The 17598-nt window shown below is 66.6% G+C and carries 11 protein-coding genes and 1 pseudogene; 5 read left to right on the plus strand and 7 right to left on the minus strand.

Annotation, left to right across the window (positions count from 1 at the left end; all coding sequences use genetic code 11):
- Positions 1–57 precede the first annotated feature (57 nt).
- The gene (locus tag AB0F61_RS19255) at positions 58–1044 is read right to left on the minus strand and encodes a LuxR C-terminal-related transcriptional regulator (protein WP_357811386.1); all 987 of its coding nucleotides are present in this window, start codon (positions 1042–1044) and stop codon (positions 58–60) included.
- A 106-nt stretch (positions 1045–1150) separates the two neighbouring features.
- Positions 1151–3037: pseudogene (locus AB0F61_RS19260) on the minus strand (Na+/H+ antiporter NhaA); the annotation flags it as partial.
- A 170-nt stretch (positions 3038–3207) separates the two neighbouring features.
- Between AB0F61_RS19260 and AB0F61_RS19265 the strand changes: the two are divergent.
- Both AB0F61_RS19265 and AB0F61_RS19270 read left to right on the plus strand, forming a co-directional pair.
- Positions 3208–3630, plus strand: a complete 423-nt coding sequence (locus AB0F61_RS19265; protein ID WP_357811388.1) for a hypothetical protein — start codon at positions 3208–3210, stop codon at positions 3628–3630.
- Between the two features lie 70 nt (positions 3631–3700).
- A complete protein-coding gene (locus AB0F61_RS19270; RefSeq protein WP_357811390.1) occupies positions 3701–4255 on the plus strand; it encodes a Uma2 family endonuclease in 555 nt (184 codons plus the stop codon).
- A 259-nt stretch (positions 4256–4514) separates the two neighbouring features.
- Here the strand turns inward: AB0F61_RS19270 and AB0F61_RS19275 are convergent, their stop codons facing one another.
- The 3 genes from AB0F61_RS19275 to AB0F61_RS19285 all read right to left on the minus strand — a co-directional run bounded on the left by AB0F61_RS19275 (position 4515) and on the right by AB0F61_RS19285 (position 8584).
- A complete protein-coding gene (locus AB0F61_RS19275; RefSeq protein WP_357811392.1) occupies positions 4515–7781 on the minus strand; it encodes a type ISP restriction/modification enzyme in 3267 nt (1088 codons plus the stop codon).
- Between the two features lie 252 nt (positions 7782–8033).
- Positions 8034–8285 (minus strand): hypothetical protein, encoded by a 252-nt coding sequence (locus AB0F61_RS19280; protein ID WP_357811394.1) that lies wholly within the window; start codon positions 8283–8285, stop codon positions 8034–8036.
- Positions 8282–8584, minus strand: coding sequence for a DivIVA domain-containing protein (locus AB0F61_RS19285; RefSeq protein ID WP_357811395.1), 303 nt, complete (start codon positions 8582–8584; stop codon positions 8282–8284). Before AB0F61_RS19285 ends, AB0F61_RS19280 begins: the two co-directional genes overlap by 4 nt.
- Positions 8585–8813: 229 nt before the next feature.
- Between AB0F61_RS19285 and AB0F61_RS19290 the strand changes: the two genes are divergently transcribed.
- The 3 genes from AB0F61_RS19290 (at position 8814) to AB0F61_RS19300 (ending at position 13890) form a co-directional block, all read left to right on the plus strand.
- A complete protein-coding gene (locus tag AB0F61_RS19290) occupies positions 8814–9701 on the plus strand; it encodes a helix-turn-helix transcriptional regulator (RefSeq protein ID WP_357811398.1) in 888 nt (295 codons plus the stop codon).
- Positions 9694–9894, plus strand: coding sequence for a DUF397 domain-containing protein (locus AB0F61_RS19295; RefSeq protein ID WP_357811401.1), 201 nt, complete (start codon positions 9694–9696; stop codon positions 9892–9894). Before AB0F61_RS19290 ends, AB0F61_RS19295 begins: the two co-directional genes overlap by 8 nt.
- A 615-nt stretch (positions 9895–10509) precedes the next feature.
- On the plus strand, positions 10510–13890 hold the full coding sequence (locus AB0F61_RS19300) for a helicase-related protein (protein ID WP_357811404.1): 3381 nt from the start codon (positions 10510–10512) through the stop codon (positions 13888–13890).
- On the opposite strand, the gene AB0F61_RS19305 is transcribed toward AB0F61_RS19300, so the two are convergent.
- The gene (locus AB0F61_RS19305; RefSeq protein ID WP_357811407.1) at positions 13844–15496 is read right to left on the minus strand and encodes an Hsp70 family protein; all 1653 of its coding nucleotides are present in this window, start codon (positions 15494–15496) and stop codon (positions 13844–13846) included. The two genes, AB0F61_RS19300 and AB0F61_RS19305, sit on opposite strands and share 47 nt — an antisense overlap.
- 8 nt (positions 15497–15504) lie before the next feature.
- Positions 15505–17571, minus strand: coding sequence for a hypothetical protein (locus AB0F61_RS19310; RefSeq protein ID WP_357811409.1), 2067 nt, complete (start codon positions 17569–17571; stop codon positions 15505–15507).
- Positions 17572–17598 lie beyond the last annotated feature (27 nt).

Raw genomic sequence — 17598 nt, forward strand, 5'->3', positions numbered from 1 at the left:
TGTTTCGCCGCTGCGGTCCCGGGATGACGAAGACCGGCCATGGCATGATCCGGCCAGTCACAGCCAGCCGCGGCGGGTGGCCTGCACACCGAGTTGGAACCGGCTGCGCGCGCCGAGCAATTCCTGGAGGCGACTGACCCGCCGGTGCACGGTGCGGTTGCTGATGCCGAGGTCACGGGCGATGGCCTCGTCGGTCAGGCCCGCGGTGAGCAGCGCGAGCAACCGTTGCGTGGTGGCGGTCGGCTCGGCGTCCGGTTGGGCGGTGTCGGTGGTGGCGTGGATCGGCGCACCCAGACGCCAGAACACCTCGAACAACTCGGAAAGCCCATCCAACAGCCGGGAGCGGTGCACAAGCATCGCGTCGGCGTCGTCACCGCTGGCGCGCGGCAGGATGATGAGGCCACGATCGTTGTCGGCGAGCATCATCTTCAGTGGAAGCTCCGGGAAGACCCGCGCCTGCTCCCCGGCGCCGACAGCGGCACGCACCGCCGCCAGCATCGCCTCGTCGTGCAGCAGCTCGCCCTCGTAGACGCAGCGGTAGCGCAGCCCGCGCCGCAGCGCGTCGTACTGCACCTCCTCCGGGACCCGCGTGGTGTCGCGCAGGTACGGTCCGCGTTCCAGACCTCGCACCTCCGTACCGGCACCGGCCTGGAGCTGGCGGAACAGCTCGCGGACGGCGTCCTTGCCCTCGATGACCTCGACGAACGCCGCCCCCGTTCCGTGCACCGCCGTGTAGAGCCCGGACAGCGTCTCCGCCACGGCACGGGCCTGGGCGGCCTCCATCTCCCGTTGCGCGGCCCAGCTCTCCAACGCGCTGCGCGGCGGCCGGACGTGCAGCACACCGGCCGTGTCGCGGTGCACCGCTCCGCTGGTCAGCAGCCCGGCAAGCGCCCGAGCGTCACGCGGCGAGGCGGTGGACAGGAACTCCCGCTGCGCCACGGGCGCCATTCTCAGCAGATCGCGGTAGACGTCCGCGGCGTCCGGTGTGAGGGGGATCGAGGCCAGCTCAAGGGCTGAGGCCACACCGGAGGGCTCGGTCCGCATGCCCGGATCGTAGAGCGCGGACGTTGCGGCGGGGTACGAGGCCCGACGGCCCGCACGGTCAGCTCACCGGCCCGCCCGCACGTCGTCCGGGAGGCCGGGGGTGGTACTCGGGACGGAGTCTCGCGCTGGCGAACGCCCCCTTCACCGCCGCCGACAGCGCGGTGATGTCGTACGCGCCGTGGTGCCGCCGACCGTTGATGAAGAACGTCAGGGTGCCGGTGACACCGCTGAGGTCGGCGGAGTCGACGTCCTCGGCGACCCGGTCGACGCCCATCCGTTTCACCATGTGCTCCCGGAACCGGTCGAGGTCCAGGCCGAGCTGTTCGGCGTAGCCGAGCACATCGGTGGGGCCGAGGGCGTCCTGGTGCGCGAGCAGCAGATCGTGCATCTCCCAGAACGCGCCCTGCTCCCCCGCCGCCTCGGCGGCCTCGGCGGCGAGTTGGGCGTGCGGGTGGACGTCGGTGAGCGGCAGGTGCCGCCAGACGTACCGGATGTTGGCGAAGTCGGCAAGCAGTTCCCGGACCACCGGCTCGGCCTGCCCGCAGTAGGGGCACTCGAAGTCGCCGTACTCCACGACGGTCACCGGCGCGTCGAGCGAACCGCGCAGGTGGTCGCGATCCGGGTCGACCGGCAGCATCAGGTCGACGATGCCCTCGGTGACGCCCAGCAGCGCCCGTGACCGCCGCGCCGGCGACAGTCGCCCGACCGCGCGGAACACCAGCCAGGTGACGAGGGACGCGCCAACCGTCGCGACGAGGATGCCGAGCTTCGCCTCGTCCAGGGCCGGGCCGCTCAGGGCATGCGTGGCGATGAGCAGCGCCACGGTGAACCCGATGCCGGAGACGGTGCCGACCCCCGCGACGGCGACCCAGCCCACGGGTGGCCGGAACCGGTTACCGCTGAGCCGGGCCACCAACCACGAGACAGCCACGATCCCGGCCGGCTTACCGACGACGTACGCGACCACGACGCCGACGGTGACCGGCGAGACCACGGCCCGGCCCAGCAGGTCGCCGTCGATCACGATCCCGGCGTTGGCGAGCGCGAAGAGCGGCACGACCAGGTAGCTCGCCCACGGGTGGTAGATGCTCTGGAGCCGCTCGTTCGGCGACAGCGCCGAGGTGAGCCCGGCCCGCGCCATCCGGGCGAGCTGCGGGGTGGGCTGCTCCCGGAAGAGGCGGAACTGGTCGCTGGCCCGTTGCAGGTCGCTGCGGCCGGGAGCGTAGGCGTAGGTCAGCAACCCCATCACCAGGCCCACCACCACCGGGTCGACACCGGACTCCGAGACCGCCACCCAGGCCGCCACCCCCAGCAGCCCGAAGACGGGCCCGAACCGCACACCCAAGGCCCGGACGAGCAGGACGACACCGAAGATCAGCACCGCGATGAGCAGCGCCGACAGCGAGGGATGATGCGGGTACGCGATGGCCAGCACCACGATCGCGACCACGTCGTCGACGACGGCGACGGTCAGCAGGAAACCGCGCAGCCGATCCGAGAAGCGCGGCCCGAAGACGGCCAGCGCACCGAGGGCGAGCGCTGTGTCCGTGGACATCACCACTCCCCAGCCTCCGGCCGTGGTGTGCCCGGCGTTGATCACCAGATAGATCGCGATGGGCAGGAGCATGCCGCCGAAACCGGCGAGCATCGGCAACGCCAGTCGACGCCGATCCCGCAACTCCCCGATGTCGAACTCGCGGCGCAACTCCAGCCCGGCTACCAGGAAGAAGAAGGTCATGAGGCCGCTGTTGACCCAGGTACGCAGATCGTGTGACAGGGACCAGTCGCCGAGCCGCACCGAGAACGACGTGCCCCAGACCGACTCGTACGACGACAGGTGCAGATTGGCCCAGCCGAGAGCCACCACCGCGGCGACCACCACCACCCGGGCACCGCCGGTCTCGGTACGCAGGAACGCACGCAGCGGAGCGTTGAACCGCCCCTCCCAGGCGGTCCGGCTACTCCAACCCCGGTGCACGTTGTCGCTCGTCACGGAGACAATCCTTGTCGATCTGGTCCCGAATCGGCGGTGAATCGTCTGCCGGGTGCGGCGTCCGCTGACCCCGATGGGTGTCCACACGGATGTGGGGGCGGCCCTTGCAGTCGGTGCACGGGACCAAACGGCGGGTGACTCGCCGACTGTTCGCACGCGAGACTCGTGCGGTGACTCATCCCGATCCTTACCAACAAAGGCAGTTGCCGCCGACCGAGCACCTGCCGGCTCTGGTGCAGCCGGTGTACGTCGGGCCGCAGGCGGTGCTCGTACCGCAGAAGTCCGCCGGTGCCGCCATCGCCCTTGAGCTGGTCCTTGGCCTCTTCGGCATCTTCGGTGTGGGCAACCTGTACGCCGGGCGAACGGCTCCCGGGGTGATCCTGATGCTGTCCTTCTGGGGGCTCTTCTGGATCAACTTCCTGCTCATCTTCGTTGTCGTCGGCCTGGTGACGATGCCCCTGACCTGGATCGCATACCTGGTCCTGGGTCCCCTCCTCGCGGCCCGTGGCGTCGAGCGACACAACCTGAATGTGGTGGCCGGCACCCACGCCCATGCCATCCACGGCGGTCACGTCGGACCAGGGCGCGGGTAGCGGACCGACGCGGGCAATGGTGAGGTTCCACCAGGCCCGGAGTGGGGCGGCCAACCGGTACGATGCGCCCATGAGCTCAGAGGCGGTTGGCAGGTACATGCCCCCGGTCGTGACGCTCGATGACCTGACGGCGATGATGGCCGCCGACGAGAACCACCGGTACGAGATCAGCCCCGAGGGAGTCGTCTCGATCATGCCGCCGCCGGGGTACAACCACGCAATCATCGCGACCCGGCTCATGGTGTGGCTGGCTCAGGGCGGTGTCCCGGCGGAGCACATCGCTCAAGCTGTCGGCTTGCGCATACCGGGTCGTGACGGCGGCGTCGGCGGACGTATTCCTGACCTCGTCGTTTGGAGTAAGGCTCAGGCAGACGGCGTGTGGTTGCCAGTCGCCGACGTGCTCCTTGTGATCGAGATCGTTTCACCTGGCTCCGAGGGTGTCGACACGGTGACCAAGCGCAGTGAATACGCCGCCGCCAACATCCCCCAGTATTGGGTGGTCGACCAGGATGCGGCGCAGACCGTCACCATGCACCGCCTCGACGGCGACCAGTACGTCGCCCGTGCGACCATGCCGCTCGCCTGGGTCCTCAACACCCGGCCGGACGAGCACGGCCTCGCCTGAAGCAGCCCAGACCTGACTCGTCAGCCGTGGGTGAGGCGACTGTGCCCGGCTTGAGGTCGAGCACCTCGAAGACCCGGCCGTCTCCACGGCCCGGGTGAGCTGTTGGCGAAGCTGCGCCAGAGCGGCTACGACGTCACCCACGACGAAGGGCTGGGTCGGTGAGAGTCCCGATCCGGAGAGGGCAAGGCGACTGCTTCGCGAGCACCGCTACGCCTGTTGACGTGTCCCGAGCGGTCGGGGGCGCATTGACGGGAAGCCGTCAGAACAACCTCGGGATACGCCCTTCGTCAACCGTGGTGAGCTTGGCGGCTCCCTGTACCGGCAGGACGCCGCCGGCCGACAGGTCTGCCACAGAGATCAGCCGACCGGCGCAGATGCGATCCAGTAGTTCCAGCTGCCGCTGTTCGGCAGCCACGCAACCGCCGAGCACCGCGAGGATTTCCAGCAGCTCGTCGGTGAGGTCGCTACTCCACCGGTTCAGCTCCTCGTCATCCAGCGGAGAGGAGCGACGGCGGTGGCGTTGGTGTGCGCAGCGATAGTTGAACCAGTGCCGGAGAACTCTCATCCCACCGACGTCGTACTCCCAGACTCGACGGTGAACGGGAGCGATGCGCCCGCTGCCGACCAGCAACGTCTCGCTGTCCGCCTCCCAGGAGATGCTGTCGGGGAGGGCTCCCGGCTCGTCCGGTATCGCCGCCTGCACCCTTGGCGCTGCCTCGTCAACGAAGTCGCGGAACGAGATCGGGCGCTCGCCCAGGCTGATCTGCCCGAAGGTGTGCAGCCACAACACCTCGCGACCGATCGACACCGCCTCGGCCCAGCTGTTGGCACCCGCTGTCAGCGGCACCCGAACGCCGGGGTGCTGCAGCTCCTGCCTAAACCGCTCGGTGTAGCCGGGGTGGGCGGTGACTGCGGCTACGTAGGCCATCACATCGGCGGCCGCCACCTCGGTACCGAGCGTCTCGGCCAGCATTGCGCACAGCCCTGGTGCGACGTTGGGTCGCTCGGCCGAGGTGTCGCAGTAGAGCGGGAAGACCCGCCCGCTACGGCCGTTGTAGTGGTGCAGGTCGGGTATCAGCTGGGTGAAGGTCACGCCCGGACCGCTGTCGATCGGTTGACTGTTCTGCTCGGTCAGGTAGATCTGGTGCGGTGACCGGATTGCCCAGAGCGGTGGTCGTGGCCTCGCCATGAGCCGGCTGTCCGGCAGCACCCACTGCCGGTCGAACGAGCGGTAGGCGACCCTCACCGGCATCGGCGCCGGGCCCGTCTCCGCAACGAGCGGCCCGTCCGGTGCCGGCATCCCGGGCAGCGGTCGGACGACGCTGTCGAGCGTGCGCTCCTCAGACTCGGGTAGCATCAGCCGGCGCAGGCCCTCCCCCGCCTGCACGAATTTGCGCCAGCGGCGGCGAAGGGTGTCGGCATCCGGGGAGTAGATCCAGGTCCGTCCTGCCGTCACGCCGCGTGACGACTCCGGAAAGAGCTGCTTCAATCCCGGGTAGCGGCCCCAATCGGTGTCGGATTCCGGCAGGAACGGCGCCCGCCAGTCCGCGCGGCACCGCTGCCACCCCGGATCGGCGAGGCACAGCTCCTGCAACCGCAGGAGCTTGTCTTCCCTCGCGCCGTTCAGTGACACGGTCCTAACCGTCGCCGGAGTGGTCCGGTCGCCTGGGCCGTAGCGAGCGAAAACAGCAACGCAGAGCTGCCGCCCGACATCGGGCCCGAAAAGGCGGGTGTGCTGCTGCGGTCGGTTCCCCTCAGGGGACAGCTCGATGATCCATCCCTCGTCGCAGGTTCGTCGAAGGTACTCGCGCATGCCCTCGAAGGACTTGCCCTTGACGAAGCTCGACGGCGTCACAAAGGCCACGATCCCCTGCGGTTCCCCGGGGTGAGCCTCGAACGCCTTCCACAGCGCCCAGCGCCAGAAGCACCACGGCAGCCCGTAGAGGTCCGACTCGTAGCGGCCTCCGCCGGGCACCCGGAACTCGTCGAGCGAGGGCCGATCGGGACAGGTGCCCGGAAGAAGCGGCGTCTTCCGCCGCTCTTCGATCCACGGTGCTCGGCCTCGCGTGTTCTCTACGTGCGGTGGATTGCCCACCACGACCATGACCGGCATCTCACGCTTGATCCGGTTTGCCTCCAGACGCGAGCGGTCAAGGATCCGGTACGCCGCCGCGCGCAGCCGGCTCTGTTGGGTATCGGGATCTTCCAACGCGTCGGTGAGAAACCGGTATTCGGATGGGGGCAGTTCGGTGTTGAACTGCGCCTTCATCGCCTGGTGCAGCCGAAGTTCGGTGACGGCGTAGGGCGCGGCCTGAATCTCGAAGCCGACGAGACGCTGTTGGAAGAACTGCCGCAACCGTGGTCCTCGCGCGCCCGCACCCTGCTTGGCGTCGATCGTCGCCGAGACTGCTCGTAAGACCTCGACGAGGAAGGTCCCGGTACCCATGGCGGGATCCACGACAGTGACATCATGGGCGGCGAACCCCCACGAACGATCGAACCGGTCACGCAGAATCTCGTCCACAAAGTCGACGACCGCACCCGCGACGGGCTGTGGAGTGTAGAAGGATCCGCTGCGCCGCCGCAGCGTGGGGTCGTAGATGGACAAGAAGCGCTCGTACAAGTCGGCGTGGATATCGCCCCGCCCGTTGTCGATGGTGCTCCAGTCCACACAACCGATGACCCGCAACAAGGTATCGATCATCCGAAGCTCGTAGGCGGCGTCGTTGTCGGTCAGCACCGCCAAAGCCCGGCCCATGAGGGAGTGCTTCTTGCCGAGCAGACGGGCGATCTCGTGCATCGGGGTCTCGTCGAAGACGATTCCGTCGATGCGGGCAAGGAGCAGTGCGAAGGTGACGGTCTGGGCGTAGGCGTCCGCGAAGCCGGCGTCATCCAATTCGGGAAAGAGCAGGTCACGCCAGTCATCCGCGAGCAGCGACAACTCCTCGTGGGCCAGATCACGGGTGGGGTCCGCGAGGATCGCGCCAACCTCGTCGCGCAGCAGCCGACACAGCCCGGCAACGATCCGAATGAGCTGGGCCAGCGTCCTCGGCTGTTCGGGCTGCCACAGCAGAAACTCCTGGATGAGGGCTTCGAACTCCGGCCCGGTCGCCCGCAGCGGACGCCGACCGCCGGAGAGGTCGCCCTCCAGGTGAACAACGGAGCCAGCCAGTTCCCCGTAGGTGTATCTCGCCCAGGTAGTGCCGTCGGAGTAGAGGACGTTCGGTAGGGCCTTGAGCTTCTCCCACTGCAGGCGCTCATGCTTCGTGGGGCGACGCCAGGTCGAGGGGATCCCGTGCCCGTCGGCTTTCAGCTCGACATATCCCACGCGGACTCCCCCGACGTCCACGGCGAAGTCGGGGCGCGCACGCACCACGTCGAGCCGGACCTCTCCGTATGGAATGGCGTCGACTCCCAGGTGCTGGCCCATACGACGAAGCAGTTCCTCCAGAGGACTGCGCAACTGATCCTCGGGATCGCCGCCGCGACCGCTCTTCTGCGCGACTCGGGCGCCGAACGCAGCCACTGCCTGGGCGGTTGGATCTGGCACCAGGCGTAACTGACGTTCACTGGAGGGCGTATGACGGCGACGTGCGGGACTACCCATGAATCCCCCTGCAGCCGTGGGCTGGCCCTTCAGGATTACCGGCGCTTCACGTCGGGCACATCCTGCAATCGATTGATAGCCATACGTGATTGCGGCTCGTAGGATCGGTACCGCCTATGTCCTGACCGGCAGTGGAAGCGCGTTCGCAGGTATCGCGGGTTGGACCGGCTGTCAGCGGCGCAGGCGGCGGGAGCAGTCGCCGTCGTGGTCGGCGCGGAGCACACAGCGTCGACCGCCGGGCATCAGCTGGTCACAGAAGACCCGGTGGCGGAGGAACTGCTGATCCTCCTCGGACACCGTGGTTTCCCCGGGATCGGTCGTCGGCAGCACGGACATCCAGCGGCCGATGACCCGGGCTAGGCGCTGTGCGGCCGGCAGGTTGGCGGCGGTCACGGGCAGATGGATGACATACCGCTGGCTCATCGGGTTTGGCCCCGCTCGTTGCGGGCGCGGGCCTGATCGGTCTGCCAGCGATGCAGCTCGGCCTCGACCCGGGCGGTCCCGCGGCGGCTCTCGGCGAGGGCGGCGTAGACGGCGGCCATGTCGCCGGCGACCCGGTCGAGGAAGGCGTACACGTCGTCGGGGTTCAGACCGCGACGTCCAAGCCCAACCGGCGCGAAGCGGCGCTCACGCACCTGCCACGGCAGCAGACCGGTGTACGCGCCGAAGCGGTAGGAAGCACCGTCGCTCGGCGGCTCTGGGCGCTGGTTTCTGGCGTTCATGTCTGCCTGCCTTCCTGATCGGAGGGGCGAGGGGTGTTCGGAGGCACGGTGGCCGTTCGGGGGGACGGGCCGGCCGCCGTGCTGTGACCAGCCTGCGACAGTCCGCAGCGGAAACGCAACGTTCCAGACCGCAATTTCGCCGTTGTGCATTGACTTTCTTTGCCGCAACCCGTAGGAGTTGCAGGAGCGGGTCACGCAGTGTTGCGTGCTGGAACCAGGGAGTGTGCGGATGCCCGAAGACATCGGATCGACCGTGCCGCGCCGGCAACTCGGCCGGCTGCTGCGGCAGTTCCGCAACGAGGCCGGGGTGACGCTCGACGCCGCCGCCGAAGCCCTCGAATACAGCCGGCAGAAGATCTGGCGCCTCGAATGCGGCCAAGGTTCGGTCCGGGTGCTCGACGTCAAGGCGATGTGCGAGTTGTACGGGGTGTCGCCCGAGATGACCGAGGCGATGCGCGGGCTGGCCATGGAAACGAAGTCGAAGGGCTGGTGGCACGCGTACGGGGATGCGGTGCCGAGCTGGTTCGAGCTGTACGTGGGGCTGGAATCCGCCGCCTCACAACTCCGTCGTTACGACGAATCTCTCATTCCTGGGCTCCTGCAGACGAAGGAGTACGCCCGCGCGCTCTACCGCCTCGGCGGGATGCTGAGCGAGGAGGAACGCGAGCGGGCCGTACAGGTCCGACTTCAACGGCAGGCATTGCTCTTTCGGCGCTTGCCGGCAGCTCCCAGGCTTGAGTCCGTCCTGTCTGAGGCGGTACTCCGCCGTCGCGTTGGCGGGTCGCCGGTCATGACCGAGCAGCTCGCTCACCTCACCAAGCTGTCCGAGCTACCGAACGTCAGCGTCAGGGTGCTGCCACTGGCAGCAGGCCCCCAGCCCGGCGCGGTTGCGGGATCCTTCGTGATCCTCGACTTCCCGACGACCAAGGGTGGCCGTGCCGCGCCGGAGCCGTCCGTGGTCTACAGCGAATCGTTGACTGGGGCGCTCTACCTCGACAAGCCTGACGAGTTGGCCGCCTACGAGCGCGTCTGGATAGGGCTCGATGCGCTGGCCCTCGGCGAGGCAGAATCGACTGACATGATCAAGCGGATCGCTGGGGAGATACGGCATGACTGACCTGACCGGCGCCGTCTGGCGCAAGAGCACCCGCAGCGGCGACAACGGCGGCGACTGCGTCGAAGTCGCCACCAACCTCGCCGACACTGTCGCCGTGCGCGACTCCAAGGACAGCCTGGGTGCCGTCCTCACGTTCAGTCCGAAGGCCTGGAGCGCGTTCACCGATGCCGTCGATCGCAACGCACTTCGCTGACCCTCCGTCTCCACCTCGTATTGCAGGCCTCGCCAGTCGGCGGTCCTGCCTCGGCTGGGCGGCGACGACCTGGCCTCCCAACCCAGCGCCGAGTTCAACCACTTCAACCTCGACGTGGAAGCGCGGAGCGCGGCCGGCCAGGAGCGTCCGCTAGTGAAATGCTGGGCTGTCTCCTCGTCAGAGAAACACAGCACCGGGCGAGGCGCAGCCGACAGGGTCGACGCAACGAATGGGCGACATCGGCGGGCTTAGCCGGTGTTGTGGGGCGTTGACTACCGGCACGAGGGCGGCGAGGGACTTCCCGTTCTAGCACCACATCCACACCGGCCGCCTTCCATCGCCGGCCCGAATCGGCGAAGTCGTCGACGGGATAGCTAACCGACGACGATGGGAACGAGGCCAGCTTTGCCGAGAGGTGGGCTTACCACGCGGCCGTCGCTGCAAGGCCCGGACCGCTTGCCATCCTTGGAAACCGGAAGAAGGTCTTCTTCCCTCAAACGGAGTCTCTGCACCAACGGTGGAGCGCCTTCTGGACGACCGGACCGTTACACGGGCAATCCTCTCCAGCAGGATCGGAGGACTCTTTGCGCATACGGGTAGGACGGAGGACAAGCCGTGCCCGACGACGACCTTCGGTATGAGCCACCTCAACACGGATATGACTGGTTGGCTCGCCTGCAGCCGGCTTCCTGCCTCGTTGTCGGTCAGATACCCGAACATCATCGCGACATCGTCAGCACCATCGCGGGTGACGTCCGCGGATCCTCCCCCGGTCCGCTCACAGGACTTCTCCACTGTGGCGCCTATGCCTTCAATCGAACCGGCTCCTGGCACGCGATGGTGGTGTCCACCGGTAGGGCGCCAACGGATGCAGCGAGTGACCGGCGGAGATACGCCGAGGACGGCCATCTCGTGACGGCCGGGGCGGTTTACGACACGTTGTTTGTGGGTGCAGATCCATTCGCTGGCCGAGCAAAGTTCAACCGTGGGGACATGGTGCGCACCCGGGGCGGTGCCCGCAGCGTGGGGCGCGTGAAGGAGGTCTTACCAGCGGCCGGGAGCTACCAGTACCAGGTCGACATGCACGGCGACATCAAACGCTACAGCGAGGAGGCACTCGTCCTTGTCGAGGGCGACCCGCGTGATCCCGCTTTCTGGCTGTCCCAAGCTCCCGTCGGCGCGAAGGGTCTGTCGCTGACGCTGACCTGGACGAAGCTGCGCCACCCGCTCACCGACACCCTCTACTCGTTCGCATCCAGTAAGACAGTCTTCCGGCCGTACCAGTTCAAGCCGGTCTTGAAGGTTCTCACCGCATCCTCGGGACGTCTTCTGATCGCGGACGAGGTCGGCCTCGGCAAGACGATCGAAGCTGGCCTCATCTGGAGCGAGCTTGAACAGCGGTCCCGCCTTGAGCGGGTCCTCGTCGTGTCCCCCGCTGTACTGACGCTCAAGTGGAAGACCGAGATGGGACGCCGGTTCGACCGCCCGCTTGAGATACTTCGACCCCGCGACCTGGCGGACTTCGCGGACAGGCTCGCGAACGGCGACGAGCCAAACCTGCAGGGCGTCGTTTCCCTCGAGTCGCTACGCTCGGCCGACGCTGTCCTTGAGAAGCTCAACGATCTTCATCCGCGCTTCGACCTGGTCATCATCGATGAGGCGCACTATCTCCGGAACAGCGACAGCAAATCACACGCTCTGGGGCGACTGCTGGCGGACTGGTCCGACTACCTGATCTTTCTCTCCGCCACGCCACTCAATCTTGGCAACAAGGATCTCTTCAATTTGATGAATCTCCTCGACGAGGGGCATTTCGGCGACCATGCGATCTTCGAGGCACAACTCGAGCCCAATCAGATTTTGAACGGGGTGGCGCGGTCACTACTGGAGGAAGGTCGGCGGACACCCCGAAAGCTGGTACGTCAACTCGCCGAGCTCGACGCTCTCCAATTCGGGTCGACCGTCACCGATCGGCCCGATTACCAACTACTCCGCAGCCTGTTCGACGTCGACGGGCCACTCACCCACGATGAGGTTGCCCGGGCACGTCGGTTGCTCGCCGACCTGAACGTCCTTGGCAGCGTGTTGACCCGGACCCGCAAGGCGGACGTACCTGATCGGAAAGCCGTACGGGATCCGCGGAATATCGACGTGGAGTGGACGATCGAGGAGCAGAACTATTATGACTCGGTCTATGCCTGGTACATGCGCCGGGCCTTGGAGATGAACACCCCGCCAGGCTTCGCCATGCAAATGCCGCTACGCCAGGCAGCGAGCTGCATCCCGGCCTCGCAAGAGCTCATGCGGGAGCGCAACCCGGAGCTCTTCCGGCAGGAGGTCGATGACACCGAGGAGGAGATCGGCGCGGATCTGACCGGTCTGCTCGACCTACCGACGCTCGTTCGTCCGGTACCGGTGGACAGCAAGTACGAGCAGCTCCTAGCCGAACTGCGCAAGGTGCGCGGGGCGGAACTACGGCAGGTGATGATCTTTTCGTTCTTCCGGCGCACGCTCTCCTACCTGGCTGGCCGCCTCGGGAAGCACTTCAGCGTGCGGGTGATGCACGGCGGTGTGCCGATGGCTGACCGAGAAAAGATTATGCGGGAGTTCCGCGATGGCCGTTTCGAGATTCTCCTGCTCAGTGAGGTCGGCTCGGAAGGTCTCGACTTCGAGTTCTGTAATGTCCTGGTCAATTACGACCTGCCCTGGAACCCCATGCGCGTGGAACAGCGCATCGGCCGACTCGACCGGTTCGGCCAGGAGCACGAGAAGATTTTCATCTACAACATGCGTGTGCCTGGAACGATCGAGACGGACATCTTCCAACGACTCTACGACCGGATCGGCGTGTTCGAAAGTTCTATAGGCGAACTCGAGCCCATCCTGCGTGACCAACTCGGCGACATAACCAAACGACTGCTTGACCCCAGACTCGACATGGCAGGCCGCCGGCGCGAAATCGACCGGATCGAAGTCGCCATTCAACAGCGCTCCCACGAGACCGACGAGCTGCGTGCTTCTCAAGCGCAGCTTTCCGGACTCGATGGGCTGATTGTCGAGGGCCTCACCGAGACGGGGCCAGGCAACGGTCGCTTCATCGGCCCAGCGGAGGTTCAGCGGATGCTCGATGAACTTTTCGACCGGGTCGGGGGACGGCGTCGCAAACCTAACAAGAGCGGCATCTTCCCGATCATTGGGTCCAGCGAGTTGGCTGAGCGGTTGCGCTCAAGCCGGGTGGGCGACGGCGGGAGCAAGCACAGCCGATCCAAGCTCGCCGCTCTGCTGCAGAGTGAGACTCCGTTGGAGTGCACGTTCCAGCCGGAGGCAGCCAGCAAGTACGACGTCGAACTCCTCTCTGGCCGGCACCCGCTCGTCAAGCTCGCTCTTGAGGTGTTGAACGACGAGACGTTGGCGCTGCCACGGTTTGGATCGATGGCCGTACCGGCACTCCCAGCAGGTAAGAGGTATCTGGTCATGTTGGACCTTGCTGAAACGTCAGGGCTCCGGCCACTGCTCGAATTGTGGGCGACGGCGATCGACCTTGACACGCGCCGTCCAAACCCCGAAGTTGGGGACCTTGTGCTCACCGCTTTGGCCGAAGGCAGACTCCGGGACGGCACGCCGACGCCACCTGCCGAACTGATTGAGGTGTGGTGCCAGGCGCAGGAGCACCTCGCCGTTCGGCATCGCGACACCGAGCGGACCCGGCGGCAGGAGAACGCCGCTCTTGTCGAGGGACGAATCCTGGCCCGACAGGGATCGCTGGACATTCAGATTCAGAAGGCCCAGGAGCTGCTCGCGCGACTGCGTGTCGACGGACACGGGCCGACCATCGTCCGGCTGCACGAGGGGCGGTTCCGCAATCTCCGTGCTCGCCGCGACGAGATCCGTCACGAACTGGCCAGCCGTCAAGAGCTGGAGATCTCGCTGACCGCTGTGGCCATCGCACTCATCGAGTCGGCGGAGACCACTCCTTCTCCATATACCAGGGAGTAGGAGGCGTCGGTGCCGACTCCTCGGCACTGCGCAGCACCAGTTGCGCATGGTCGCGACCGCGGATCACCGGCCACCGGTCGACCCGCATCTGAATCCTGCTGCCCGACCCGTGCTGGATGAGGATCCGCCCGTCGCAGTAGAGCTTAAAGATCATCCGGCGGCCGAAGTTCAGCCTCAATCCGTCCATGATCTGACCGTCAAACTTGAGGCCGAGCGGCTCCCCGCTGGTGGCGCGCACGCGGAGCCGGCCAACGCCGTGCTGCGGGCCTGGGAAGGCTCGGTCGCGACGTTCATATCCGAGATTGGACTGACCTGTGAGCACCTGCCATGGCTCGTAAAAGGGGGTGTACGCCGCGTATAAGATCTCTTGCCGTACCTGACCGCCCTCTTCCCACTCGACGACGAAGTCGAACCCGGGGCGGTGCAGGTTAAGCCGCTCGTAGCTGGCAGTATCGGCCAGCCCCGCAACAATCGCCTCGTCGGGCTGCACTCCGGCGTTGTCGAATACCTGGGCGTTTGGGAACAGCGCGCCGATGCGCCGCTCCACGTACGGGATGCGACTCATTCCCCCGGCAAGCAACACGTAGTCGATGCCGCCGCTCAGCTCGGCCGGACCCATCGCGCGTAGCTCAGACGGCGACCGGCTGCCACGTTCAGTAAGCTGAGCGGCCCGCAGCGCAGCCCATACCAGCTGCTCTGCATTGTCCATCTGCTCCCGAAATGCCTCCTCCAACTGCTCCCGGCTGTAGGTCAAGACCGGCATCTGCCCGATCTGGCGGGAGGGCAACACAATGCGGTGTTCAGGCAGGCGGGAAAGACTGACCTTGGCGTCGCGGGCGGCACGGAGGACAAGCGCTCGCAGCAACTCCGGGTGCCGTACGGCCTCCAAGTCGACGCCCCGCGCGCCCAGGCCCTCAAGGAGATCCCGTGCCATCGCATGGTCGAGCGCGTCGCCTGCGTACGCGGTGCCGAGTGCCGTCAGCACTGAGATCTCGGGGTGGTCGCCGCCCACCACGTCGAGGACCGCGATGTCGAGGGTGCCGCCGCCCATGTCGAACACGAGCAGGCGGCCCTCGGGCCGCTCGCCATGCGCGAGGAATCGGTGGGTCACCCAGGCGATGCCGGCAGCGATCGGTTCGTCGACGAGAGCCGAGTCGTCTACCGGCAGGCCCGCCTTCGCGGCCAGGTCAAGCAAACGTTGCCGCTGCGGTCCATCCCACATGGCCGGACAACCCAGCCGAAACTCGCGATCGGCGGTCAGCGGCTCGCCCGCCCTGGTGGCCCGTTCACTGATCTCGGCAAGAAGGGCAATCATGACGTCATCGGCGGACACACCCCGCAGCCCGCTTGGGCCGGGCAACGAGACCGTTTCCTGGTTGTCGGTGATCGCTCGCTTGATGGACCGGATCACCTGGTCGCTCGGAAGCGCGTCGGCATCCTCCCCGACCAGCAACGTTTCACCACGGTAGCCCGCCAAGGAGGGAAACCATCGGGTCGTACGGCCGAGCGGCGCGATCTCCACGGGACGGCGACCCGCCCGGGTGGCCACCAAAGACGTGGATGTGCCGAAATCAACCCCGACGGCGTGGCCGTGGGCTCCCCCCATGAGCACTCCTAGGTCGTAGTCACCAGCGCCCTCTCGATGAGAATGTCCTCACCGGACGGTTGCCAGTGGTATCCAGGTCGGATGACCGTAACTGCGCTCCCAATGGTGGGAACACCGACGATGGGTTCATGAACGGTCGGATCAAAGGTCAGTTTCTGCCCGGCCTGGCCAATCGGCTCGAGTGCCTGTGCCGAGACAAGTGCCCGTACGCGTTCGACCACAGTCTCCGAGGATGTTTGCTCGACCGCGAGTTCCTCCACTTCGGCGGCAAGATCGGCCAAGGAACGGATTACATCAATCTGAATTTGCCGGTCCTGCGCAGACCTCAGCGAAGAGGTCTCGCGATGCTCCGCCCGCAGGGCCTCTTCCAGTTGCGCACACCGGTCCGCCAAAGCAGCAGCTCGGCCCTCAGCCGCCTCGGCACGCTGATCAGCTGCGGCTGCGGCCGCCGCGGCCCGCTCGGCGGTGCGACGCAGCGTCTCCACCCGCTGCTCCTGCCTCAGTGCGCTTGTCCACCCAGCCACCACCGGGTCGTCGGCGGCGACCCGGTTAAAGGCGGCAACGATCGCGTCAGAGGGAAGTCCGGCGACGAACTCGCCAGGTAGGCCGAGCAGGAAGGTCAAGCGTCGGCGGGACTCGGTGGCAGCCAGCTCCCGCAGCACGAGCGGGTGAAGGTAGCGGGCGGCCACCTCCGGGATAGACGTCACGGCGCCGAGGACGCCGGTGGCGCAAATAGCAAGGTCATCCAGGGTGGCACCGGCCCACCAGCCGTCGTGAAGGACGCTCTTGACCCGTACCTTGCCCACGGCGGCGATGAGGGCAGCACGTCCCCCGTCGCGGGTAAACGGAAGCCGCGCCACGAGCGGTACGAGACGGTCGAGGTCGACGGCGTTGCGCTCGTCGCGTGACATCAACGGTAGAAGTCGACCAAGTATCACCGCGACGCCGTCGATCACCGGCACGGCATCCTGTTGATTCATGGCGGCAACGATTGAAGCGAGGGTGATCAGCGGCGAGATTGCCTCCGTCGACACGTTATCGACCTTGCAGACCTGGCGTAGTAGCGCCGCAGTTGCGGTGATGACGTCTGGGTCCGGCTCCGAGTACACCTGAATTTCCGCGGCCGCCGAGTTCAGAAGCAGTGTCGTGCTTTCATGGCTGAGCGCGGTGACACGACCAACGACGGCAGATTGCCGGGGCAAGGCAAGCAATAGAGCACCGGCGGCTGCGGCGTCCGGTTCTTCCAGGTCAGTGATGAGGTCTTGCAGCTGCTGATCATCCAGTCGTCCGAGCTGGGCACCGACCGTTAGGGGCTTCGAAAGGTAGTACGGCAAAGGCCGGGAGGTGTCCTCACCGGTCGCTACGGCCAGCCGACCAGGCAGGGACGCAGCTTTTGCCACGACGGTCTGCCGCTCATCTGTTGCCGGTAGGGTTCGGTCCTCTGAAGGGGATCCTGGGGACTCCGGCTGTTCCGCCGTTGGCGACACACCCGAGGGCTGCCGAGCCTCGCGAACATCGTGCTCGACTGAGCCTTTCTCGACGGCGTACGCCGGTGTTGCTGTCGCACGATCCTGCTGGTCGGCCATGGGCAAGGTGGGCGCCACGTCCAACTGTTCGGAGAGCTCCGTGCGGCGCCTCTTGGGTGGCTTCCACTTGAAGGTCGCCGCCACCCCCGCACCGGTCATCTGCACATCGTCGCTGCTGGTAAGGAACCGATCGATAAGCCTCCAGCGGGCGCGAACCCGGTCAAGGTCAAGGCCGAGCGCATTCAGCTTTTCCTTGATCTTGGTCCGGGTCAGCCCCGAGTCGTACTCCCGAAGGAGTCGTAGGACCATCGCGGTCGGGTCCTCGTCGAACATGGTCGTCGCCGATGCCAGGTCCAGGAGAAACTGGTGACGCAACGAGCCGCGAGGGGCGAATTGGTTCCGGCCACCGATCTTGACCGTCTCCTCGGTGCCGTCGTCGTGCCAGCGGACCTGATAGCTCCCGCCGCTTCTTGACAACACCGCGCCGACCCGAACTGGTCCGCCAGGTCGGTCCGACTGCTGCACCACGACCATCTCCGCCTGATCCACGGGTGAGACTTTAGACGTGCGCTCCAC

It is taken from the genome of Micromonospora sp. NPDC023888, from assembly GCF_040639415.1.
Taxonomy (GTDB): domain Bacteria; phylum Actinomycetota; class Actinomycetes; order Mycobacteriales; family Micromonosporaceae; genus Micromonospora.